Source organism: Sporolactobacillus sp. KGMB 08714 (assembly GCF_036598985.1).
GTDB lineage: Bacteria > Bacillota > Bacilli > Bacillales > Sporolactobacillaceae > Sporolactobacillus.
Genome location: NZ_JAUUBW010000017.1, coordinates 1 through 25,596, shown reverse-complemented (window position 1 = coordinate 25,596; position 25,596 = coordinate 1). Strand labels below are relative to the sequence as shown.

Sequence of the window (25,596 nt, the reverse complement as noted above, 5' to 3'; positions counted from 1 at the left end):
TCGTCCGATACTTCAGATTTCTTCATTAAATCTGTCCTCATCATTATTCTCGGCTGCTTGTTCCTTGAAGTTAATCAGTCGGGTACTCTATTGGGGCCTGACGCGCATAAAATAAAAGAAAGAGCCTCCCAGTGGATCATTTGGGAGGCTCAATCATCATAATTTATTATTGACAGCACCGTTTTCGGATAGCGGTTGAGAAAAAAAGGATTATTCAGCTGCCTGGTTCAGGATTATTTTCCTACTGTCAGATACTGTCCATAGATCCATCCGGTGCGGCCGTTGACGCTGACCCTGTACCAGCGATAAGCGTAGTTGTCCGATCCGCCCGGATCATATCTTACGTCCGTATTGTACCCTAATACATTGACTTGGGTGCCTTGCGCTATTGAAGTTATATAGGTACTGTCGGCCACGTACGGCAAAGACCTCATGTTTACGGATGAAGTATTCACCACTGTTCCGACCGTTCCGCTTGAATAATTGATGACTATATCCGACGGAACCGGCTTTCCCGCAGGAATATCCGTACCGTACACAGTCGTGTCCGCGGCCGATGATGAAATTTCCGCGGTTTTTTGATAATAGGAAGCATCGTACGATTTAATTTCCGCCATGATTGATGCAATGCCGTTTTTCCAGTTCGGATCGGTCGCATAATACTGGTTCATACCGATCAGAGTCGGTCCGTAAGCGGCACTGTAGTAGCTGCCGCCGGCATTCAAATAATTGCTTCTGATCTGCGAAGCGGCATAATTGATGCTGTTCGCATCTGTCGGAAAATAATAGCCGCACGTAAACGGGGCAATATCGAAAGCTCCGTAACCGTAAAGATTATGTTTATACTTGTATAGATCCGATGTCCCCCAGCCGGTTTCCCAAATCGCCTGAGCCAACAAGTATTGTGCATTTACTCCATAGCGGTCCTGGGCATCAATAAAAGACTGGGCATCCGCTGCAAGAGGGCTGTTCGGACTGCTGGCATTAAGGAAATTCAGAATATCCTGTTTTGTTATGTCGGCCGGTTTCTTCAGGTCCACTTGTTCATAAGGGTAGTTTTTAATGTTGACATTCCTTGTTAATTCGACAGCAGCCCCGCTGCCGCCCGTTTCTTTAACGGAAAGTGTATGATTTCCATCAGAAAACTGTGTCGTATCCAGACTGAATTGATAACCGGAATGACTGTTTTTATATTGCGGATAGACCTTGTAGACATCCGGACGCGACTGGCCGTACGCCGCATTGCCGACCGCTTTCCCATCGACAAGCACTTCAATCTTCGACACGCCGCTTACGTCCAGAAACCAGCCCTGTACCGAGTACGACGAACCTTGTATTACGCCGTTCTGAGCAGGATTGTCCATTCGGCCCTGAGCCGGAAGATTCTTCACGGTCACGGTACGGCTGATTGTCGTCTGTCTGCCATTCGCGCTTGTTTCCCGGACCGACAGCTGATGGCTCCCATTTGTGAGCTGCGTCGTGTTCAGATTGTACTGATAACCCGACTGACCGTTCTTATATTGCGGATAAGCCTTGTAGACATCCGGGCGGGAAAGACCGTACGCCGCGTTGCCGATCGCTTTCCCATCGACAAGCACTTCGATTTTGGACACGCCGGCTCCATCCAGAAACCAGCCGCGTACCGCAGCCGTTCCCTGCAGCGTACTGCCCGCTGCCGGACTGTCGATCCGCCCCTGAATCAGGAGATTCTTCACAGTCACCGTGCGGCTGATCGTCGTCTGAACACCGTTCTTGCCTGTCTCCCGGACTGATAGCTGATGCGTTCCGTTCGCCAGCTGCGTTGTATTCAGACTGTACTGATAACCGGAATGACTGTTTTGATACTGCGGGTAAGCCTTATAGACATCCGGACGGGAAAGACCGTACGTCGCATTGCCGATTACTTTTCCGTCGACCAGAACCTCGATCTTGGACACACCGCCCCCATTCAGAAACCAGCCGCGTACCGCAGCCGTTCCCTGCAGCATGCTGCCGGCACCGGGACTGTCAATCCGGCCCTGGACCGAAAAATTATGTACATTCACCGTGCGGCTGATCGTGGTTTGAACGCCGTTCCCGCCTGTCTCCCGGATCGACAGCCGGTGCGTTCCGTTTGCCAGCTGCGACGTATTCAGATTGTACTGATAACCCGACTGACTGTTCTTATATTGCGGATAAGCCCTGTAGACATCCGGACGGGAAAGGCCGTACGTCGCATTGCCGATTACCTTTCCGTCGACCAGAACCTCGATCCTGGACACTCCGCTCCCATTCAGAAACCAGCCGCGTACCGAGGCCGTTCCCTGCAGCGTGCTGCCGGCGCCGGGGCTGTCCATCCGGCCCTGGACCGAAAGATTCTTCACAACCACCGTGCGGCTGATCGTGGTCTGAACACCATTCTTGCCCGTCTCCTGGATCGACAGCCGATGGGTCCCGCTCGCAAGCTGCGCCGTATTCAGGCTGTACTGGTAGCCCGACTGGTTGTTCTTATACTGTGAATAGGCTTTGTAAACATCCGGACGGGAAAGACCGTACGTCGCGTTGCCGATCACTTTCCCATCTACCAGAACTTCAACTTTAGATACGCCTGTTCCGTCCAGAAACCAGCCGCGCACTGTAACCGTTCCCTGCAGCGTGCTGCCGGCAGCCGGATTATCAATAACACCGCGCGGACCCAGGGTACCGCTTGAAGCGTATGCACTCTGGCCGAACAGCACCGCCATGCAACTGACAATGATAACTAAAGCTAAATCTCTTAATCTTTTAATAATAGGACTCACCTCCCCCCCAATTTATATTAATCTCCTCTTCCGATTTCAGCAATGCGTTCAATAAGAAAGTAAAAAAAATTTACTTTCCGGTGAAATTTCTGAAATTATAGTATTATTTTTCAATAGCTGCAATAAAACCAGCGCCGACAATTTTTATCAGCACTGGTTTGGTTGCCTATATTAAAGATAGGACAGATACACCGCCATTTTACAGCGGATCTCCTATTCTGTGAAAAAGGATGTATCTAAACAATGTCCGTTTGTCATTCAGCCTTCATTAAGATATCCCGCCGGCATTTTCTCAATTTCTCATAGATACAAGCTTAAAACCATTCTGAATGCCACTGTCTGTCAGCCTGCGGACAGGCGATGCTCCCTTATCCTGCATCATCGGCAGCCGATTTAGAAAATATCATTCCGTGCCGCGTTTTTTTCGTTTTGACTGGAACATGGAAATCAAATACCATAAAGAATCATTTTTCAATAAGAGAAGGGCGCCGCAGTACACGGCTGCTCCTGATATGACCTGAACGGCCGTCACGATAATAGGTTTGGCAGAGAATAAAAAGTATTGTTCCGCTAAGACAAGCGCCAGCATGATCAGCGCCGATAATACTGCAGTCGCCATATCCATCAGATTATCTTTAATCGACAGGATCGATTTACAATGTATTAACTGCACGACAGTAACGGTCAGCTCGGAAGCAACATAGCTCACTGCCGCCCCAACCAGCTGATATTTTTGAATTAAAAAGTAATTAAGTACGATATTGACGATCGCACCGTAAACGACCGACAGGGTGTAAGCTCTGTTTCTCCCGCTTGGGACAAGATATTGCAGAATGGCTACGCTTGCCAAAGATATTGGAATGACGGAAAAGGCCAGTATAGGTAAAATCACGGCAATGCTCTCGTAGCCGGGGCCAAAAAACCAGGTGACGAAATTTTTGCTCGTTCCGATAATCCCCGCACAAAACCCGATCGAAATGACCAGGGATATCTTCAGAGAGATATTGAACTGTGCCTTCATTTTTTCATGATTTCCGATTGAATAATAATAGGAGGCCCTTGGAAACATAACCGTTCCTAGAGAGGTCAGGATGGTCAGAGCAATTGTCACGATTTTCAGAGCATTGTCGAAGAAACCGACATTTGTCGGGTTTGTATAAAAACCGAGCATGACTTTATTCAGCACGGTATAAATCATCGTGAAAGATGACGGTATAAATAACTGTAAAGACGGAATCACATGCTGTTTAAAATTCAGCCATTTAAAAAGAGAACGGCCGAAGTTGGAAAAGACCTTATATTTTCTCAAGTAAGGAAATAACATGATATTCCCGAAAAATACCGATCCTTGAGTTAAAAAGATGTATGTATAAAGATCGTCAGGCGTTTTTACAAAAATAAACATAAGAATCACGCTGGCAATTCTGACGATAAAATTTCTTGTCACAATTTTTTTAAACTCTTCCAGGCCCTGAAAAAACCACGATATATCAAATACCGCCGCAAAGATGCCGATCCCCTGTACTAAATACAGAAGCCATTCACCGGGAGACATCGCAATAACCCAGCAAACATAGATAATTAAAGCCAGGAGCATCGATGCCGTTCTTAACAAATAGATCTCCCAAAAACGGCGGATAATCGCCGTGTTGTCGTTCCTTGACGTTGCAATAACCTTATTGCCCTGGAACTGAAAGCCAAGGCCCCCTAAAAGAATGACATACGATACAATTGCTGCGGAATATGAATTCAGTCCGACACCCGCAGGCTTTAATACTCTTGAGATATACGGAACGGTAATAATCGGCAAAAGTATGATCAGGATTTGATAGGACAGATTGAATAAATAATTTTTAAATAAACTGCTTTTTATTTCCATTGGGTTCTCCCATTAATATCCGGCTCAGATTGTCATCTGCTCTTCAGTGATGCCGCTTTTTTATGATACATTATCCGGCTTTTATGATTCTCTTGACCATCTTTCTGAGAAAGCGTCCGATAAAATATCTGTAAAAAAGCACTAAATGTTGATAAAAATGTAAAAGATAATAGATGATCAAATCGAAGCGGCTAATACGGTAGTATTTTTTCAGCATATAAATATTTGATTTTGAAATTTTTTCAAAGAGAGTCCGCGTTTCGGTATAACTCGGGTTTTCAGGTTTATGATAATGAGAGACGAAATCCGTTAATGAGACGGCCTCCCTGAAACCCAGTTTTTTTAATTTGAAAGCTAAAATATTCTCCTCGTTGTAAAGAAAGGTGCCTTCATCGAACAATGTATTTTGGAACAGGCCGTTGTCCAAGTAATCCAGCTTGGTCATAAAAAAACACCCTGCCACCACATCGACAAAAGACATCGGCCATTTCCCCGCTGCCAGTGAAAAAGCGGCTTTTTTATTTCCACGCACAAATCCGGAGAATATGTAGAATTTGGATGGCAGGCTCCACCCAGAATATTCGTAGGAAAGCACGCCGTTTTGACTGATAACACTTCCGGCCAGCTTAACCCTGTCATCAGATTGAAGAATGGCCATCAGATGACTGTATGTATGAGCTGAAATCAGCCGGACATCCGGATTCTGTATCACAACATAGTCAAGATCCGGAAACCGACTTTTTGCATAGTTGACACCGAAATTATTGCCATAAGCATAGCCCTTGTTCGCGTCGGTTGAAATCACATGAACGTTTCTATACTTCCGGGATAAATTCAGCAGAATTTTATACGAATCATTCGGCGATTTGTTATCAACGACAATAATAGGGCTTGTAACCCCGAAAGAGATCGCATTTTCTACACATGCCGCTGTTTCCTGATGATGTTTATAGTTTAAAATAATTGTCGCGATGTTCTCGGTCATCAAAATTTCCTCCTGCCAAAGCCGGATCTGACTCGTGTGCGTTCAGGGGCTACAATGAAAGATAAAGGTTCTTAATATTTTCCCCCGCTTTTTTCCAGCTGAGTTTGCTCAGAAAGGCACGGTATGCTTCATCGGGAATATCTTTATTTTTTCGGTCGCTCATGCAACCTTTCAGAGCGTTCAATAAACCGTTCGTATCGCTGCCGTCATACATTATTGCGATCGAATCATTAAAATATTCTTTCATAAACGGTGTGCTCGGGCATATTATTTTTTTCCTGAGAGAAGCCGCCAAGATTGCACTGCCCGAAGTGGTAATATTTTTAAAAGGCAGCACAACAAAATTACTGCTGAGAATCAGGTCCGCTAATTCTTCATCAGGAATAAATCTTAAATCAAGGATCACTCCATTTTTGCCTTTAAATTGCATGATTGATTTCTCCAGACCGTCATACACTTTGCCTGCAATGATTAAATTTGAATTTCTGTCGTCCAGATTCGTAAAATCTGTTAAGAGGGGGATAACACCCTTGTATTCCTTGACGGCTCCGACAAATAAAAAGACCAGTCTGTTTTCATCAATGTTGTATTTTTTCCGATAAGAAAGATGATGGGCCGGATAGGCTCCATAATAATGGCCGTGCAGGATAATCTCTATTTTCTCCGGAGCGATACCGAATTCTTTGACGACTTCCTGTTTAATCGAGTCCGCCGCAACAATCAGTTTATCGCATAGCCGCATCATCTGCGCCCGAATTTTTTTCTCCAGCCCCGGCCATTTATAATCATGCGGATAGAGGTTATGTACGGTCCATACAAGCTTTATGCCGCGCAGTTTCAAAATGTATAAAAAAGAGAAGAATATTTTCGATTTAACAAGCATGCTCCATCGATTATTCTTCTGATAATAGGAATCGATCCAATGAAAATGGACAACATCTCCCCTTTTCATTTTCGCGATTTTTTTAAAAGAAAATTCCCTTACTTCTACACCTTCGTTTTCCAGCGACCGGGAGAGTAAATCATTATATTTATTTGTCGGATTGAATTTTGGATGCATCCAGACCCTTATACCCACTTTATTTTCCTCCTGAAGAATTCAAAAAACTTTTCGTCCGATCGATTACTTTTTCCGGCGCTGCGCTAAAAGCTGCATATATTTCAGCGATAATTTTGCTATTAATATGAGATTATAATTGCATTTTTTTAAACTTCCAAAAAGAGCGGATTTAAACTCTTCTGTGCCGTAGAAAAACATCGCCCGGTAAAAATAGAAATCCCGTTTGACCCGAGGGTTTCTGTTCCTGTCCTCTTCGAATTCCCGCTCGATCAAATGATAGCTCTCATACGCCGCAGTTATATTATTAGACAAGTGGCCCGAACCGAATTGATAGGTGTCGGTCAGAATTTCATCTAAAAAAAACAAGTTGTATTTCCGGGAGATCTTTGTAGCCAGCTCCCAGTCCTGAAAGCGCCGCAGCTCTTCATTAAAGCCGCCCATTTCCTGAATCACTTTTTTTTCTATGATAAAATTGGGCGTATTCACGACATTAGCCACCATTAACTGATGATAGAGCGGTTTCTCTACTCTTTTAGGTCTGACCAAGGATCTGTTTTCGTTCACGTAGTGCAGTTCGAATTTTGAAAAAACGCCTCTGTATTCCCGGCGGTTCTGCAAGATTTCCAATTCCTTTTTTATTTTATCCTGTCTCCAGATGTCATCCGAATCGTTGAAGGCAACGTACTTTCCTGCCGCCAGCCGAATGCCCAGGTTTCTTGCTTTATTTGCGCCGCCGTTTTCTTGTTTATAGTATTTGATGCGCGGGTCTTCGGCGGACAAGGTTCTGATGACTTCCCCAGTGGCATCCGTCGACCCGTCATCAATGACCAGAACTTCTATATTTCTTACAGATTGGTTTGCTACACTCAGCACGGATTTTGAAATGGTTTTCTCCCGATTATACGTTGGAATGATCACTGAAACCATTACTTTATTATGATCCACTTGAAACACATCCTACACCTTTCATGGCCTGCCGCCAAAAATTCTGTTCAGGGTCATTTTAAAAATTCTTTGGTTTTTGACCTTTAATTTCTGCTTTACTGCCCGTTTCATGAGCCGTACTTTATAAAATCCATAATTCATCTTACTTGTATAAGTCCGATAAAATAATTGTTCGGCATCCAATATGCTTTTGTATCTTTCCTCTGAAACATAGATATCTGTATTATTGATTGACAGTTCATGCACGATTCGGTCATGTGTCAGATAGACCCGTTTCTTTTTCTGATAAATTGTATGGAATAACCAATGATCAAGACAATCCAGTTGAAATGCGTTATTAAATCCGCCGATTTCATGAAGGAAACGGACATTGATTAATGAACAGGAGTTAATCGTCCGCACTTCTCCGGAAATCAGGTGATTGTCTGGTTTAAAAAACGAATAGCGCCCCAGAATTTTACTCACTTTAACCGGAACGATAAAATCTCCCCGCTCATTAAAAATATCCGGAACGATTGCCGCTATATTTTCATCCAAAGCGTTGTTTTCAGTGAGTCTGCCGATACTTTCAAAAAACAGGTCGGTGATCCGGGTATCCTGATCCATTAGCAACAGCCATCGATCCTCTTTGCCGCATCGGCCCAGGGCATAATTATAGGCGGCAGCCAGTCCGGAATTCCGCACATCGGATTTATACGCCACGGATTTAAATCCGCTCAGGCACTCTTTGTAGTCAATGCCTGCCGGCTCGGGACTGTTGTCGTATATATCGATATTGATCTTCTTTTTGAACCGGCCGTCAATATGCTGAAGGGATTTCAGAGTCAGTGAAGAGTGCATATCACGATTATATAAAACAATGACCGCTCTCATAAGAAAGCACCGGCTCCTTTCACACATTTAACTGTTCGTAGAGTTTATAAAAAGCTTTGATTACTTTCTTCTTCTTTTGAGCAGCATTAAAAGAATAAATCCAAGATTTTTAACGGCACCGGTTTTGCGAAGATGGTATTTGTTTAAAAATCTAAGCCGTTTGACCGGCGGTTGATTTAAAATAGTCGAATAACCAATGATCAGCTGTTCGGCTTCTTCGTTTTCAAAGCGGCATTCATCCAGATACTTTCTGATCTCCTGTGCTTGATTCACAGCGTTGTTCAGTGTAAAATTTTTATCTTTTACATATTTTTCTGTCAGCATTGAAATTAAGTTTTTCTTATTCAATCCAATCGTGTTTTTACTGTGCTGTCTGTATAAAACCAGCGTTTCTTGAATGAACGCTACCCTTCCGAAGGCAGAAACGATCAGCGCACTCCACCAATCATGCATCACAAGTTTCTTCTTATTGGCCGCACGGCTGATCCGGACGATCAGATCGGCTGCCTGTTTATTTAATGCCAGTGTGCAGCCTGTGACATTATTTTCAACCAAGTAATTATTTATTTTATTATTCCGCGGATTTGTGCCGCTTGCTAACCACATCGAAGGATAGATCGTCTTTAAATGTTCATCAACAATCTCAAGATCGCTGTGAACGAGCACGGATTCCTGATTATTTTCGGCGGCAACCTCATTTATTTTTTTTATGGACGTTTCCAGCTTGAAGGGTTTCCACACGTCATCCTGATCACAGAAAAATAAATAATCATAATTCAGTTCCACCGCCGCTTCCAGCAAGGCCAAAAAGCTTCCGGCAGCTCCATATTTCAAATGATCCTCCATAAAAATCACTTTATGAGCCGTTTTATCCTGATATTTCTTTAGAATGGCCAGTGTATCGTCCTCAGACCCATCATCCCGAACAATCAGATCCCATTTTTGATCCGTCTGATTTTCAAGCGAGTCCAGTTGCTGTTTCAGATATTTTTCGCCATTATAAGTTGACAATAGTATTGCGCTTTGCGCCATCTAACTTCATTCCTTGCTGCAGCTTGTCATGTCAGCTTTATCCAGATGATCGAACACGATTTTACAGATAAAAAGAGACGGGCAGCAATCAGGAATACTCCCCGATCTTTCCGGCCCCTTGATAACAAAATGAGACGATAATTATTGAAGCAATAATTGATGCAGACGTGCTTGACATTAAGCCGGGATTGTAAAGTGGCTTGATTAACCAGATGGCAAGGTTAAATAAGATCATTACCTGCACCATTCTATCGGAAACTTTTCTTATTGAGATTAATTTTACAAACACGAGCACAGTTCCGATAATGATTAAAATAAATCCTACAATTCCGAGCTGCATCAGTAATGCATAATACTCCTTTTCATACGAATATTTATTTGTCTGTGATCGGATCAGCTGTTTATCATAAGCACCGATCCCCATTCCAAAGATTGGGTTCTTTTTAATATCCCTCAGCAAATACGCACTCTGTTCCGTCCTTGTGTTGTCGGATATTTTTGTACCGGCACTGTTAAATCTGTTGTTGAATGCCGAAGCGACAGATGAATGGCCGCCGGTTGAAGAACCGACGCCGCCGGAATTAAACGTTTGAAAAATTGCCAGCATGATCAGTACGGACGAGGCAATCAGCAGGATTTTTTTCTTTGAGCGGCTCTTGAAAAACGCGACCGCGAGAACGATAAACATCAGTCCGGCATATTGTGCAAAAAATACACGGGAATAAACAATTAACACGAAATAAGTGCCGGCTAAAGCCGCAAATAATTTACTGTAAAATCCAACCCTTTTATCAATCAGATAAAAACTCAGCAGGGCCAGTACCAGAGAATCATTCGCCGAATTAATTCTGAATAAGTTTAGTCCCGGTACGGATAATGTTATATTATTGGCTCCCAGAAGGCTGCCATAAAGAAATCTAAAGCTCTGAAGGCTTAGTAAATGACCGACCACAAACAGCTCTACAATTATCTTGCCCAATATCATGACGAACATGACAATATAGAGTGTCCGCCTGGCCATCTCCTGATTGACTAAGCGATTGGCTACTAAGAAATAGACGATCATTACGGTGCTGATCAGGAAGAGAATGGTCGTGAACTGCTGAACGGCCTCCCCGCGGAATCCGTTCATAAACCCGATCACGAACCAGATTCCCGTACAAAAGAGTACGAACAGGACCAGCCAATATATTTTCTCAAATTTAATCTGATGCTTGAACCATAAATAGACGATTGATGCGGCCATCAATAAAAAAAGTATAGTCCTTACCGGCAGCCCGAACAGATCTTTTGAAGGCAGACACATTGTAAAAACAAAAACATAAAATAGTGCATTAAATGCCGATTTAATAAAAACCGCCCCTCTCACATGTTATAAAGCATGCTCTTTTCAGCAAGATATTTTCGATAATTGCTGCTTCTTTATTGAGTCGTATACAAAACAGGTTCTTCTTCACTTATCCTTTATTGTTCCAGTACTGTTTGTTCATACTCAATTTCTTTTTTATGAAAAGAGGCAAGAGCTTCTCGTTCATGCCCAGCTTATAACCCAGATATTTCAAGAAATTTCTCAAAACAAAGCCTGGGATCAAGGATAATTGTTTGTCAGCCAAGAGCGAACGGAATTGATGGACGACAAATTTCGCTCCTTCACCTTCCGCCTGTGAGAATTCCTCCAGAATCCACTTTTCTTTGCCAAAAAAAACGCCTATATCGAAATATCTTTTAAATTCCTGACTGTGGGTGTAGTTGTGAGAGTGGTAAACACAGGCATCGGCACAATAGGCAATCGACCATCCATGCTCAATCATTTTTGCCCCTACATATTGATCCTCGTTCATAATGACATCTGTCGGAAACCCGTGGATCTCATCGAGGGCACGCTTTCTGTACGCTGCAAAAGAATTGGATACAAAAATCGTCTTAATCCCCAGCTTCGTTTTGTCAACGAGCGACTTGATCTGACTTTGCGGCGGATAATTGATCTGCCTTGACGTCCGGCCCAGAAAATCGGCATTGCTTTTGGGCAGCTGCCTGCCGTAGGCAATCCCGATTTTCGGATCTTCTTCAAATGTGCGGATCAGATTACCAAAACACTGGGAATCCCGAATGACGACATCCTGTGTTAAAAAGATGAGGTATTCCCCGTTGGCTAAGGATGATGCGGTGTTTCTTGTCCCTCCGTGATTAAAATCGCTTTTTTTGATTTTAATCAATTTTATGGAAGGATCATTTTCCATAAACCGGGTTGAACCGTCTGTCGAAGAGGAGTCAACCACCAGGATTTCTGTCCCCTCTTTATTTTTCAGAGAGAAATCCTTGATGCAATCCACTAATTCCTTTATGTCAGGCCCGGGATTATATACAGGAATGATAAAAGAGACTTTCAACGCAATCACTCATTTTATTTGATTTAAATAACCAGGATTCATGCTGCATCCGGGAAGGGTATCCAAGGGAGCCAATACAGACCTGGACAATAACGATTGCTCGCCACTTTCCCAGACAGAAGACCCGGAATTGAATGAATGCCGCAAACAGCTTGTCTAACTCACATGTAACGTGAAAAAGCATCCTGAATGTTTATTTTGTCAGTTCAGGTGTATGGCTCGGACGTCCGATCGAATAGTATTCCACTTCCGATTTCCTGACTCTATCCAAACTGTAGCAGTTCCTGCCGTCAAAAACAACCGGCGTCCGCATGGCCGCAGCAAAGGCAGAGAGATCGATGTTCTTCACATCCGCCCAATCGGTAATAATCACCGCAAAATCTGCGTCCTGCAGAGCCTCATTCAGATCTTCCGTGTACTCGATCTCTACACTGAACTGTTTTTTGGCGTTGGAGACGGCAATCGGATCATAAGCAATGACATCCGCACCGAGCTTAACCAATTTCGGAATCATGACTAAAGCCGGCGATTCTCTTAAATCGTCTGTGTTCGGCTTAAAAGCGAGGCCCAGGACAGCGGCCCTCTTGCCCCTTACGCTGCCGAAGCGCGACAGGATCTTATCAATCAGGAGAAGCTGCTGATTATTATTGACTTCAATAACCGACTTCAGCAGATTGAATTCATGGTCGGCGTTCCCGGCAAGCTGTACAAGCGCATTTGTGTCTTTCGGAAAGCAAGAACCACCATAACCGATCCCTGCCTTGAGAAAGTCGGGACCGATCCGGTGGTCGAAACCCATGCCCTTGGCAACCTCTTCCACGTTGGCGCCCAAAGATTCACATAAATTGGCGATTTCGTTGATGAAGCTGATTTTCGTAGCCAAAAAAGCATTCGAAGAATACTTGATCATCTCCGCGCTGGAGATGTCTGTCTTCAGAATGGGCATGTCAAAAGGTTTATTAATTTCAGCAAGGATATCAGCCGTTTCCCCATCCTCGGTTCCGATCACGATCCGGTCGCCGTGGAATGTATCATGAACAGCCGATCCCTCTCTCAGGAACTCGGGATTCGAAGCAATCCTCACATGCACACCGTTGACCGTGTTGCGGTTAATCAGTTCTTTTATATGAAAATTCGTCCCGACAGGAACGGTACTTTTTATGACGACGATCACATTGCGCGTAATATTGGCGGCGATATCGACGGCCGCCTGCTCCACATAGCTGAGATTGGCAGAACCGTCCCGGCGCTGCGGCGTGCCGACAGCAATATAAACAACATCGGCGCCTTCCAGTCCTCTTCTATGTTCCGAGGTAAAGAATAAGCGCCCATTATTAATATTTTTTTGGATCAGTTCTTTTAGCCCCGGTTCATAAATCGTCGGGATCCCCTGACTCAGCTTTTCCACTTTCTCAGGGTCTACATCAATACAAATAACCGTATGGCCAATCTCCGACAGAGCGACTCCCGTAACAAGGCCGACGTAGCCCGTACCGATAACCGCAATTTTCATGAGCTTTTTTCACATCCGTTAAGATCGTATATTTTTTAATGATTGATTTGCCCGTCTTTCATCCATCATAACCTGAAGGCAAAAAGAAATATGGTTTTTTCTTATCATTTAATTTTAGTATGCACCTTTTCGGCTGATAACAGACAAGACAGTCCGAAAAATAATTTTAAGGTCAAACATAAAGGATTTGTGGCGGATATAGTAGAGTTCTACATCAACGCGTTCGGGATATTCAATATTGCTGCGTCCGCATACCTGCCAATATCCGGTCAATCCCGGTTTTGCGGACAGGAACAGACGGGTGCTGTCGCCGTATTCCTTCAGTTCTTCGGACACGACGGGTCTCGGTCCGACAATGCTCATCTCGCCTTTAATGACGTTAATCAGCTGTGGGAGTTCATCGAGACTCGTTTTCCGAAGAAAGCGCCCGACTGCCGTGATTCGCGGGTCTTCCGACGGCTCCAATTTATAATTGTTTTCGATATACTTTTTATACAGAAGCTTATTAGCCTTTAATTCCTTTTCAGCATTCACAACCATCGAGCGGAATTTATAAATATAGAAAGGGCGGCCGTACTGCCCTATTCTCTTCTGCTTAAAGAAAACCGGGCCCTTCTGACTGCCGAAAAGATAAAGTACCGAGATGATCAGAAACAGCGGCAGACTTAAAATCAGTCCGATCGTTCCGGCAAACAGATCAAATGCTCTTTTGCCCAACAAATAAGACATGCTGTCATTTCTTGCATGATGCACAACAATTAAGCGGCCCGTTCGTTTAACATAATGCGCTTCAATTTCCGACTTTGATAAAGCCATCGTATGTTCCTCCATCATTTTAGCAGCAATTTATTTTCATGAAGAATCCGCTCAATGCCTTTAAGCACGTCCTGCTGCAAATCTTTGTCTTGCAAAGCCATTTCGATGTTTGTCAGAACGAAACCGAGCGTTTCCCCGACGTCAAAACGTTTGCCTTCAAACTGATAGGCATAGACGCCCTGCAATTCATTCAATTTCTGGATTGCATCGGTCAGCTGGATCTCTCCGCCCGCGCCGATTTCCTGTTTGTCGAGAAAGCCGAAAATTTCGGGTGTCAGGACGTAACGGCCGATAATTGCCAGATTGGAAGGCGGATTGCTCTTCGGTTTTTCAACAAAACGGCTGACATTGAACAAACGGCCTTCCTGCGATTTCGGATCGATGATCCCGTAACGCTGCGTCTGGTTTTCAGGCACTTCCTTGACGCCGAGCACCGAGCAGCCGGTCCGTTCATACTGTTCGGCAAGCTGCTGAATGCACGGCTTCTCCGACTGAACGATATCGTCGCCCAAAAGCACTGCAAACGGTTCGTTGCCGATGAACTTCCGCGCGCACCAGACAGCATGGCCGAGACCTTGCGGAGACTTTTGCCTGATGTAGTGAATATCGATTTTCGATGATTCACGGACCTTTTCAAGCAGATCCAATTTATTTTTATGAATCAGATTCTGTTCCAGTTCGTAAGCAGTATCAAAGTGATCCTCAATCGCCCGCTTTCCCTTACCAGTTACGATGATGATGTCATCGATTCCAGCTGCAACGGCCTCCTCAACGATATACTGGATTGTCGGCTTGTTGACAATCGGCAGCATTTCTTTCGGCAGTGCTTTCGTTTCCGGCAAAAACCTTGTCCCCAGACCCGCGGCCGGAATGACCGCTTTCCTGACTTTTCTCATACAAAAACCTCCTGATGATCAAAAAGCTTCAAGTCCTTCATGCTGTCTATAAACTATTCGCACGCACAGTGCTTTTTTTTCTGGCGATGGATCTATTTAATTCAAATTCTCTTATTTCCCCGCTCTTTTACCTGAGAGAACGGGAAATCGTCAGATATCTTAGCTTGATAAGCTATAAGAATTATAGCATATTATTTTCCAAAGAAAAGAGGAAGTTATGGGAAGAAGATAACGGAGTTTGTCTTATGCGTGCTTATTCGACATTTCTTTGGCATTATTACGTTTTAATTACGTTTATATGACTTATAATTGCTTTAACAACGGAGATTTATCGGACCTCAGCCCCCGTTTATTGCAGAGATTGTTCATCAGTACTTTTTACAGCGCGACGGTATTTTTTATCGCCCGTCGCAGCCTCCCGTGCAGACATTCCGCAGCAGCCGGCCAAATGAGGAAGACGATTCCGTTTGAAACTGTATTTTATTTTTATACAGGCCCGGCCTATGCTTCTCTTGCCGCAGGCCGACAATATTTATCCGAAAAAAGCAGAAGCTTTTTCAGATCATCCGATTGTTCGTGCCGTTGATTCTTTTGAAAAACGATTGGTTGGCGCGGGCGACCGTCTATTGCTCTGAATGGTTCTGCGAACAGCGATTTATTCCGCTGAAAAGGAGGATAGTCTGCACGGGCAGGCGTTACATGGCGAAAACGTCCGGTCTTTTTTCGGGCCGGCGCGGATTCCTGTGAATCGTAGTAAAAATCGCCGGGAAACAATGGTGTATCAGTAAAGTGCTGCTTCTTCTCATCAGTAACGCGCAAAATATCAACAGTTATCGGCAGACAATTGACAGTAAGCAGACTGGAATCCATGAGTGCGAATAATAATTGTACGCGATTGATTGAATCAGCCGCGGCAAAGAGATCAGTCGTGGCTTTTTATCCACCGTGCCAGACCGTTTAGCGGGGTTTCGGTCGGGGTGCTCAGGGCTTCGGTCGGCAGGCCGGAGTTTTCGGTCGACGAGCCCGGGTTTTCGGTCAGCTCAGGGTTTATCGGTCGGCATGGGGAGGTTTTCGGTCGGGGTGCCCGGGTTTTCGGTCGGCGCAGCAACTTTATCGGTCAACGCACGCTATTTTTCAGTCAGCGCAAGGGATTTATCGGCCGGCTCCGGTTTTATCGGTCGACGTGAAGGGGGTTTCGGTCATTGTTTTCGGTTTATCGACCGTTAGAAGCAGGATTTCGGTCGGCTCCGGCAGTTTTTCAGCCATTACACCCGGAGTTTCGACTGCTGCAGAAATTTATTAATTGCGGAAGCGTTTTCCGTCTTTTAAGAGACAGATGGTTTCAGGAAAAGCCGATCATCAATTGACGGCGCAGCAGGACAATGGGCTAAAGGAATACCCATTTTTTTACAGGCCCGGCCCGCGCTTCTCTCGCCGCGGGCCGGCAATATTTATCCAAAAAATGCAGAAGCTTTTTCAAATCATCCCGATTGTTCGTGCCGTTGATTCTGCCCCGGTTCTGGTTCATGCCGATTTTAAGCCGTCATGAGCTGCCGGTTTTGCCCGAAAAAGCTCTTCTGCTTTTATTGTCTGTCGGTCCTATCTGCCTAATTTCCGGAAAAGAATTTTTTTGTTCATGACTTCTTAACGGCGGCCGCATGGTCGTTGTCCGTTAAAATTCCGATGTCAACGGTACATTTTTATGCTTTTTATCTTTGATAAAATTATTTTTTGCGGTGATATATATCACATTTCTTAATATTTTTTATGTCGTAAGCGCAAATTTGTAACGATTGTGTAACGCTGTGAAAGGTAGGATAAGACTATTCGTTGCGCAGGCTATGCCGGAACAAGGAAACTTTCTTTAGGAAGCGGGGCGGGGAAATCGGCTCCGTTGAAAAGAGGTGGGCTATCAAATCTTTTAAATAATGCCGCCCTTTATTTTGCGGTTCTACAGCATGCATGCCGTCGAAGTCCAGGCCTTGGAACACGACGGCATCCGTTATCTAAAAACAACTGTCCGTTTTCATTTTTTCATGAAAAAAGCACGCCGCAACGTGCCCTTGGGCATCCGTCAAAGCCGGACGCCGAATCAAAAAGTTCTATCTTCATGCTCTTTAGCCGCAACCAGATCAGCGTGCCGACTCCAAACTGCCCGCTGACTTGGCCCATTCATTCATGTTCATTTTTCGTGTGTGTTAAAACCGGAGGACCGGTTTTCAGGAACCCGATGCAGGTGGTGCTGCGCAGGGTTGACAGAAAGCCGATCAGCATCAACCGGTCTTTAAAGCACGATTTTACACACAGACAAGGAGAATCGTTGCATGCATAAAATCTACACGAATATCGGCGAACATATCTTTGAAGTCACAGCAGATTCAGCCAACTTTATGAATCTTGTCATACGCCAGTTTACATCGTTGAAAAAGATTCCGGACAGGCCCGTCGATATGGTGGTGCATATCCACGGCGGATACGGAACACCCCTTGTCACTTCTGATTTTAGCATAACCGAACAAGCACGTAAACTTCTTTTTCGACGGGATGACTATTTGATCGACATTGATCCCGACTACTATTCGGCAAATTTATATGTTTATAACGGCCCTGCGCTTAGACAGGCCTTCATCAGTCTTTACAGCTCTTTTATCGTTTTCCGCAACTGGGGGTTTCTGATGCACGGGGAATGTGTTGTCGACAACGGCCTGGCCCACCTTCTTTGCGGGGGCGGCTCCCTTTCCATTTCCGATGATTCGGAAAATCCGTCTCGGCCCGTTTCAGAAGGTATCGTGCTGATTAAGATCGCGTCTGAAGGGATACGCGTCTTTGATTCTCCGTTCGATGAAGCCGCAACTAAGCGTAACAGCCGATCGAACCTGATCGGCAGCGTCCATTTTATTCAGCAGGCGTTTCAGAATAAGCAGATGAAGGCCGGCCGTACATACAGCTTGCTGCGCCTCCTCGACGCTGTGTTCTATTGGCCGCACAGTACAGAACAAACGCGGCGTGTCATTACGATGCTGCGCAGATTTGTTCAGGCCGCCCCCGTTTACAGCAATTATTTTCAGAAAAGAGAAGAAATTAAGGAGCTGATTTCATGAACATGTACTATATTAGAAAGAATAATTGTGAGGCCATGGCGCTTGACGATCATCTGATGGTCGTCAACCCTGATAACTTTACCGTCACTGATCTGAATGAATCCGGCGGAAAATGCTGGGGGCTGCTGGAAAAACGGCAGAGTGCAGACACGCTCATGAAAAAACTGCTGAGCAGCGAGGATCATGCGGCAGACGGACAACAAGATGATCTTGCCCGGCTTCGGACGGATGTTGAAGCGTTTCTTATGCAAATGACGGCATATGGTCTTATTGAACATGTCGGATAAAAACATGCCGATTCACAGAGAAGGCCTCCTTCCCGCCGCAAAAGTCCGGCCTGCCGGACGGGCAGACAATCGCTGCTGTGCTTTGCCCGTGTCCCGTCTTTTTCCCGATAAAAACGGAAGGCAGGTGCCGGGCAAATGGGCCGGCATGGATGACACCCGGGAAGCTGACGGCGCCGTTGTCCCTCTGAAGAAAGCCGCGGAAGCCCCGATACCGGAAAACGGAACGGGCCCGGACGGCACAGGGACGGAAAACCGCAGGAAGGCACTGATCGATCAGATTCTGCGTGACCCGCAAAAGGACATTGACAGGCTGATCGCTCGAATCAGAAAGCAGAATGCAGCGCCGATTGCCGGACGGCCGTCGTATGGGTGCGGGACCGCCAATAGCCAAAAAGGAGACACAAAACACATCGATTTTTACTGCAGCAATCTGTCCGGAAGCACGCGCCGGCCGGAATCGAATTTCGACCGGCAAGCCGGCCTTGCCGTCCGCCAGACCATGGATCGTTACGGGCAGGTGCGGCTCTCCTCACGCGGCCGGAGCATGTACCCGTACATCAAGGAAGGCGACAGCTGCACCTTCCTTGCCCGGGACGCGGCGTTTCTTAACCGGGGCGACGTCTTGCTCTACCAGGACCCGGCCGGCGCGCTGATCGCGCATCGTTTTATCGGAACGCGGCGGGACGCATGCGGGCTGACCGTCTATATTTTAAAAGGAGACAGCAATTTGAAATCCGATTCCCCGGTGTACGCCGGGCAAATTTTCGGCATCATGACGAAAATCGAACTGGCCGGCCGGAAATTCCGGCTTTCCCATATTTTCTGCCGGAGCTGGCAGCGGCTGGTTATGGACTTCCCGCTGATGTCGCGATGTCTGAATAAATACCTTACCTTCCGCAGGATGTTTTAAAAAAGATAATAGGTGCATCCCTTCGCTCATTCAGACACGAATTTTTTAAAAACAACTTTTTAAAGAATTTTTATTTCTAAATTATATATTTATAATAAAAACATTTTTTAATTTGTGGGTGGTTTTCCTTATTTCAGGCTGATTGCCTCCGAGTCCGGACGATTCTCTTCGTGTTTCAGCCCCCCCTACCGGCGCGGCCGTTCGGATCGCAAATTGCCGATAAACGAAAACCCGGATTCCCTACGGGACTGCGGGAATCCGTATCCCTTAGATTTTTTTAGTTTAACGAATCGCAGCGGCCGGCTATGGTACAAGCCGCTGTTGGCCAAAGAATCCTATCATATCAGGATTTCGGGAGCCCCGGCATAGGATCATGGAGAGGCTGGCTAAAAATGTGAAAACAATTTAAAGAGTAGCGCTTTTTTCGAAAAAGAGGACCAGCCTGATGAAAAGGTGCTCTTTTTGTGCGATGGCCGCTTCACACCTGCTTCCCCATAATTAGGAAAAGCAAATAGGTTTCCGGAACAACGGCATGGATCGGCATTTGCGGAACTCTTTCGTTTGCCGGTACATCGGGAAGTTTTTCAGTAAAAAGCAATCGTTTATCGCGCTTTTTGTAACACTTGTGTAATGGACCGTTCATTATAGTGAATTTGTTGATATTTTCCAGATATCATCAATTAAAATGAAAAAAATGACTGACTGGAGGTGAACATTGATGAAAAAGGAAAACAACAATTCCAAGAAAGTTTTGAGCCCGATCGTCCTCAGCCATCGGACAATCCGATTTGAAACGAAAATCAGCAAGCCGCACGGCGGCTGTAATTAATCAGCTGATCCGGCAGTCGTGAACCGCGAGTGTATGTGCATGATGGTTTCCGGCGGGAGAGACATGGGTTCCTACTCTATCTCTCCCGCCGTTTTTTCCATTTTCTTTTGAAGGAGTTCATACCATGATCCTAAAAACAGCTCAAGTTGACGAACATCTGATTCGGTTTTTCTGTGATTCTGTCCGGCTCGAGAAGATGATTGAAGAAAATTTCCGGTTTGTTCCTTCTTCAAAACCGGCTGATCTGTCCGTAACCCTTCGCGACGGTTACGGTGCCCCGTTTGCCGGTTTTGACGTAGAAGCGAAGAAAACCGGACACTCAGTCGTATACACACGCCCGGATTACCGCATCGAATCCGATGCCGATTTCAAACAGGCGGACATCCGGTTTCACGACAGGCTGGCGTTGAAACACGCGCTGATGAATCTGTACAGCTCTTTTATCGTCCGCCGCCATTGGGGGCTGATGATTCATTCTTCCTGCGTGATTGACGGCCGCACTGCCCACCTGTTTTCCGGAACGTCCGGGGCAGGCAAATCGACGGTCGCGCAGCTCTCGCGGCCGCGGCCGCTTCTTTCCGATGAGGCATCGCTTCTGAAAATCGCGCCGGACGGAGTCACTGTCTTCAATTCTCCATTCCGAAGCGACGTGAGCGCACTGAGCGGCGGAAATCCCCGCCCGCTCGCCAGCATCCAGCTGCTCCATCAGTTTCCGGTGAATCGGCGTGACCGGCTGGACAAAGCGAGCGGCCTGCTGCATCTGATTGATAAAGTGTTTTATTGGACGCAAAGTCAGGAGGAAATGCTCAGAGTCATTTCAATTCTGAGACAGTTAACCGAACAAGTACCCGTCTACGATCTCTATTTTCAAAAAAATGACAGCTTCTGGGAACTGATCTCCGATAACAGACACTGTGCAAAAGTCGAGTAAATCTGACATCGTGCTGTCGGTTTATCTGATCTTTGCTGACATGCATTTTACGTAACGATTGTGTCATGATCGTCATTTTAAAATGACATCAGCGGCATCGCGGAAGCCGCCGCTTTGTTTCGGGCGGTCCGGCCGGGCGTTTAAATTTTAGGAGGTCATCCTGTTGCATATTAAAAAATGGGTATTGAGCAGCCATATCGGAAATACTGCCCGGCTGATCGGCCCGCTGATTCTGAAACACTGGCGTGCCTACACCGGACTGACGGCAGTGATGCTGGCCGACATTGCCCTGACTCTCGGCATGGCCTCTTATTTCGGCAAAGTCACGGACGCAGCCGTTGGCAGCCGTCTGTCCGAACTGGTCCGGCTGGTGCCTGTCGGTGCCGGTCTGCTGCTGTTCACGATCGCTGTCAATTTTTTCGATACTTTTTTTGAATCTGCCGCCGTATTCGCTGTGACACGCGATCTGAAAGAAACGTTGTACCGGCATATATTGCTGCTGCAGACGGGAACGATGAATTCACTTCGTTCCGGCGATCTGCTGTCGCGGTTCGGCAACGACATCACGGCCATTCAGAATATGCTGGGTACCCGGCTCGTGGATGTGATCCGTTTTCCGCTGATCTATCTTTCTGTTTTTATCTATCTGTTCCGGATCAGTCCCCCCCTTTCCATGGTCAGTTTGGGCATCGCGCCGGCAGCTGTCGCCGGCAGCGCAATCTTCGGCTTCCTGCTCCGCCGCAACAGCCGCAGAGTCAATCGGCTGACCGGCGACAACACGCAGCTGGTCAGTGAAACGCTGCAAGGATTTCACGTCGTCCGCTCTTTTGCTATGGAGCGCCTGCTGCTGCTGCGTCATAATAAACAGAATCAGGATTTGTACGATCTGGAAATGAAGAGCGCTAAATTGCGCGGTTTCTATTACGCAGGCGGAGCGACGGCAAGCGCTTTGACTTTTCTCGTCAGCCTGTGTCTCGGCGCTTACTTCGTTTCCCAGAAGGAGCTGACCGTCGGTGCGCTGCTGACTTTCATCGCGCTCGTCGAACATCTCGTCTATCCGCTGACCGGCGCGGCAGCCAACTGGGTCAATTTTCAGAAAGCGACAACGGCCGTCGAGCGCGTGCAGGAAATTCTCCGGCTTCCCGTCGAACAGAACCAGTTTCTCTCTCCCCTTCAGACTGCGGACGATCCGGACGGGCCGGCACGATCGATCGAATTCCGCCATCTGACATTCAGCTACGAACCGGGAAAACCCGTTTTCAGCGATCTGAATCTGCAGATTCCGGCCGGGAAAAAAACGGCGGTTGTCGGTCTGAGCGGAGCCGGAAAATCGACGCTTTTTGCTCTTCTCACACGGCTTTACACGCCGCAGCAAGGTTGCATCCGAATCAACGGGCACCCGATCGATTCCCTGTCTCTGAACGTGCTGCGCAGATTGATCGCCCAAGTCCCGCAGGAAACTTTTCTTTTCAATGGCACCATCCGCGACAATCTGCGGCTCGGGCGGGACATAGCTGAAACCGATCTCATTCAGGCAGCGCGGACGGCCGCCCTGGACGATTTTATCCGCGGGCTGCCGCAAGGCTACAACACGGAAATCGGCGAACGCGGGCTGCTCCTCTCCGGCGGTCAGAAACAGCGGCTGGCCATTGCCCGTGCACTTCTGAAAAACGCGCCGATTTTGCTTCTGGACGAAGCAACGGCCGCCCTGGACACCGAAACGGAAACGCGGGTAAAGGCAGCGCTTGACCGGTTGATGGACGGGCGCACCACGATTGTCATCGCGCACCGGCTCTCGACAATACAAAACGCGGATCATATCGTCGTTCTCGAAAAAGGGAAGATCGTCCAGCAGGGGCCGCATGAACGTCTGATGGCGGAAAAAGGACTCTATCGCCGGCTCCAGCTGATCGGAAAAGACACAATCGCGACTATGTAAAGAGCGCCGCCCAGTAAATGGCGAGTACTCCGTCAGTTCATGTCACACTGCGGCGTGAATTCACCGCCGATTCTTCCTGAGCCCTCTTATCGAAAGGCGATAAGCCACAGAGCACAGTCGGTAAATCCGCTGACGGCAGTCATCCTGCGGACAAACGATAAACTCGAAGAGCACCAGGAAGATTACCGGGAATGCTGATAAACCATCGGCAAGGACGATCAATCCGGATAACGATTGATAGATTCTCACGGTCAGCTGATCAATCGGATAACGACGGATCAATATCGGGAACAACCGATAAATCACTGGGAACGACCGTTAAATGCCGGATAGCGACCGATTAATCATCGGAGACGACCGTTAAATCACTGGAAATGACCGTTAAATGCCGGATAGCGGCCGTTAAATCACTGGGGACGACCGTTAAATGCCGAATAACGACCGATTAATCATCGAGGACGACCGATAAACCACTGGAAATGACCGTTAAATGCCGGATAACGACCGTTAAATCATCGAAGACGACCGTTAAGTCGAAAGACGGGTTATATTTTTTTCCGGCTGCCGTCGATTCATGCGGATTGCGGTTTATCCCGGTCCAGCGGGATCATCAGTCAGAAACCCATTGACCGATTGCTCCCGCTATTTAACTGGCAGCTTTGAGGCAGGACCCGTGCTGCAAATTATTCCTGCCGTTCATGAAAAATCACGGATTGAGGTGGCCAATATTGCTGGAACTGCTGCGCACTCTTTACGACGGGCAAACAGAATTTAAAAAAGAACCGGATTTCTATCGGCAGATTATGGAGGACCGGCAATTCGAGCGGGTCTGCTCACAGATCTATTTTTTTCTTAAAAAACAGAAACGGCTCGACCGGCTCCCCCCTTTTTTCCGGAACGCGCTGAAAGAGCGGTTTATAAGAAACATCTCGGCCAGCCTGTTGCTGAAAGCCCAGCTGAAACAGCTGCTGAGCCGATTCGAATCGCTGGGTATCGATGTTATTCCGCTTAAAGGGCCGCTTTTTGCAGAAAAGTATTACGGCGACCTGGCGGCAAGAGATTCGGGAGATATCGATATTCTTATTAGGCCGGAACAGATGGACGCGGCCATCACAATTATTCGGGCAATGGAATTCGTACCCGGGAAAAAATACGAGCCGTACCATTTCCATCGCATATTCTGTAAAAAAATGCCGGACTGGCCGGATGAACTGACGATCGAAGTGCACTGGGACCTTCTGCGCAAAAAAACATCGTCGCTGAATGCGGCCGAGCTCTGGCACGACTCGGTTCCGCTCAGGCCGTATCGGCACGTTTTTGAATTGTCGGATTTCCATACGTTTTATCTGATCTGCCTGCACGGCTGGAATCATGATCTCAACAGCTGGAAGTATTTTATCGATATCATTCAGCTCATTCATGTGATGAAGGACCGGCTTGATTATGGACAGCTGCTTGAGCTTGCCCATAGACAACTGACTTGGAGACGGGTCTCGCATACACTCATGATCGTCTATCATGAATTTCCGCATCTTGACAACGTGCTGCCGTTCCCGATCAGCCATGGCACAACGCTCTGGTGGAGAAGACGCGATCTGCAGTGTGCGGATGCGCCGAAAAAAACCGTGCCGACGAGCATCAGACGCCTTAAACAGCTCCGGGACTACGACAGCCTGTTTCAAAAATGGATCTTTTTAAAAAGAGAAATGATGCCGGATCCGGCTAATTTCGCAGATATTATCGGCAGAGAAGCTATGGCGCGGCCTCGCTTTGTTCAGTATCTGCTTATCTACCTGAAGCGCTTCGAAGGGATGTTCTACCGGGCGCGCAGATAACCGACCGTTCCGCCGCCCCGGACCGCATTCCGATCTCCCCCTTTTGCATGACCGGTAAAATGCTTCAATAAATGGGTATCTCCTCAACTCAGCCATCCAGTCGGCCGCGGCGCGAAAACGCCGGTGATCGTTTTGCACGGGCGGCGGTAGTTTGTGGTTCAGAATGTTCAGATGGGCAGCGGTTTATTCCGCTGAAAAAGGGGATATCCTGCGCGGACAGGCGTTACCTAGCGGGAGAACCTGTTCTTTTTCTTCGGCCTGCTGTGACTCCCTATAAATCGTAGTGAAAATCGCCTGGAAACGATGGCGCATCATCAGTAATCGGTAGAAAATCGCCAGTAACAGCCAAAAGATCAACAGCAAACGAATTGGAATCAATTAGTGAGGATCATCGGAACAGCAAGCTGTACCCGATTGATTTAATCAACCGTGGCAGAGAGTTTACTTTCGATTTAAACAGGGCGATACTCCGCCGGAATAGGGCGAATCAAGCTCATTTCGGGGCGATCATTCACTGTTTTAGGGCGATTCATTCTTTTTTCGGGGCGATAAACTCTTGATGAGGCGATACTCCGCCGGAATAGGGCGAATCAGG

At 46.7% G+C, this 25,596-nt stretch carries 18 protein-coding genes; 6 read left to right on the top strand and 12 right to left on the bottom strand.

Going from position 1 to position 25,596, the window contains the following annotated elements; genetic code table 11:
• Positions 1 to 233: 233 nt before the first annotated feature.
• The 12 genes from Q6A92_RS09225 to galU form a co-directional block, all read right to left on the bottom strand.
• The gene (locus Q6A92_RS09225; RefSeq protein WP_332237839.1) at positions 234 to 2,780 is read right to left on the bottom strand and encodes an Ig-like domain-containing protein; all 2,547 of its coding nucleotides are present in this window, start codon (positions 2,778 to 2,780) and stop codon (positions 234 to 236) included.
• 403 nt (positions 2,781 to 3,183) lie between these two features.
• Positions 3,184 to 4,659 (bottom strand): flippase, encoded by a 1,476-nt coding sequence (locus tag Q6A92_RS09220; protein WP_274398782.1) that lies wholly within the window; start codon positions 4,657 to 4,659, stop codon positions 3,184 to 3,186.
• 70 nt (positions 4,660 to 4,729) lie between these two features.
• Complete coding sequence (locus tag Q6A92_RS09215) at positions 4,730 to 5,644, bottom strand: glycosyltransferase (protein ID WP_332237837.1); 915 nt, start codon at positions 5,642 to 5,644, stop codon at positions 4,730 to 4,732.
• Positions 5,645 to 5,693: 49 nt separating this feature from the next.
• Positions 5,694 to 6,722 (bottom strand): glycosyltransferase family 4 protein, encoded by a 1,029-nt coding sequence (locus Q6A92_RS09210; protein WP_332237836.1) that lies wholly within the window; start codon positions 6,720 to 6,722, stop codon positions 5,694 to 5,696.
• Between the two features lie 45 nt (positions 6,723 to 6,767).
• Positions 6,768 to 7,649: a glycosyltransferase family 2 protein gene (locus Q6A92_RS09205; protein ID WP_274398785.1), complete on the bottom strand. Its 882-nt coding sequence runs from the start codon at positions 7,647 to 7,649 to the stop codon at positions 6,768 to 6,770.
• A gap of 21 nt (positions 7,650 to 7,670) precedes the next feature.
• Positions 7,671 to 8,522: a hypothetical protein gene (locus tag Q6A92_RS09200; RefSeq protein WP_332237834.1), complete on the bottom strand. Its 852-nt coding sequence runs from the start codon at positions 8,520 to 8,522 to the stop codon at positions 7,671 to 7,673.
• 60 nt (positions 8,523 to 8,582) lie between these two features.
• On the bottom strand, positions 8,583 to 9,554 hold the full coding sequence (locus Q6A92_RS09195) for a glycosyltransferase family 2 protein (RefSeq protein ID WP_274398787.1): 972 nt from the start codon (positions 9,552 to 9,554) through the stop codon (positions 8,583 to 8,585).
• A gap of 88 nt (positions 9,555 to 9,642) precedes the next feature.
• On the bottom strand, positions 9,643 to 10,800 hold the full coding sequence (locus Q6A92_RS09190; protein ID WP_274399186.1) for an O-antigen ligase family protein: 1,158 nt from the start codon (positions 10,798 to 10,800) through the stop codon (positions 9,643 to 9,645).
• Between the two features lie 211 nt (positions 10,801 to 11,011).
• Positions 11,012 to 11,944, bottom strand: a complete 933-nt coding sequence (locus Q6A92_RS09185) for a glycosyltransferase family 2 protein (RefSeq protein ID WP_332237833.1) — start codon at positions 11,942 to 11,944, stop codon at positions 11,012 to 11,014.
• 193 nt (positions 11,945 to 12,137) lie between these two features.
• Entirely contained in the window at positions 12,138 to 13,457 is a 1,320-nt protein-coding gene (locus Q6A92_RS09180) for a UDP-glucose dehydrogenase family protein (RefSeq protein ID WP_332237832.1), read from the bottom strand.
• Positions 13,458 to 13,571: 114 nt separating this feature from the next.
• On the bottom strand, positions 13,572 to 14,288 hold the full coding sequence (locus Q6A92_RS09175) for a sugar transferase (protein ID WP_443029712.1): 717 nt from the start codon (positions 14,286 to 14,288) through the stop codon (positions 13,572 to 13,574).
• Positions 14,288 to 15,169, bottom strand: a complete 882-nt coding sequence (gene galU / locus Q6A92_RS09170; RefSeq protein WP_274398790.1) for a UTP--glucose-1-phosphate uridylyltransferase GalU — start codon at positions 15,167 to 15,169, stop codon at positions 14,288 to 14,290. Before galU ends, Q6A92_RS09175 begins: the two co-directional genes overlap by 1 nt.
• A 2,324-nt stretch (positions 15,170 to 17,493) precedes the next feature.
• Between galU and Q6A92_RS09165 the strand changes: the two genes are divergently transcribed.
• From Q6A92_RS09165 to Q6A92_RS09140, 6 genes are all read left to right on the top strand, one after another.
• The gene (locus Q6A92_RS09165; protein WP_332237830.1) at positions 17,494 to 18,270 is read left to right on the top strand and encodes a hypothetical protein; all 777 of its coding nucleotides are present in this window, start codon (positions 17,494 to 17,496) and stop codon (positions 18,268 to 18,270) included.
• Complete coding sequence (locus Q6A92_RS09160; protein WP_274398793.1) at positions 18,267 to 18,557, top strand: PqqD family protein; 291 nt, start codon at positions 18,267 to 18,269, stop codon at positions 18,555 to 18,557. Before Q6A92_RS09165 ends, Q6A92_RS09160 begins: the two co-directional genes overlap by 4 nt.
• 4 nt (positions 18,558 to 18,561) lie before the next feature.
• Positions 18,562 to 19,467 (top strand): S24/S26 family peptidase, encoded by a 906-nt coding sequence (locus Q6A92_RS09155; RefSeq protein WP_332237828.1) that lies wholly within the window; start codon positions 18,562 to 18,564, stop codon positions 19,465 to 19,467.
• A 953-nt stretch (positions 19,468 to 20,420) separates the two neighbouring features.
• Positions 20,421 to 21,227, top strand: a complete 807-nt coding sequence (locus tag Q6A92_RS09150) for a hypothetical protein (RefSeq protein ID WP_332237826.1) — start codon at positions 20,421 to 20,423, stop codon at positions 21,225 to 21,227.
• A 163-nt stretch (positions 21,228 to 21,390) separates the two neighbouring features.
• Positions 21,391 to 23,166: an ABC transporter ATP-binding protein gene (locus Q6A92_RS09145; protein ID WP_332237825.1), complete on the top strand. Its 1,776-nt coding sequence runs from the start codon at positions 21,391 to 21,393 to the stop codon at positions 23,164 to 23,166.
• Between the two features lie 728 nt (positions 23,167 to 23,894).
• Positions 23,895 to 25,001 (top strand): nucleotidyltransferase family protein, encoded by a 1,107-nt coding sequence (locus tag Q6A92_RS09140; protein WP_274398798.1) that lies wholly within the window; start codon positions 23,895 to 23,897, stop codon positions 24,999 to 25,001.
• Positions 25,002 to 25,596: the final 595 nt, after the last annotated feature.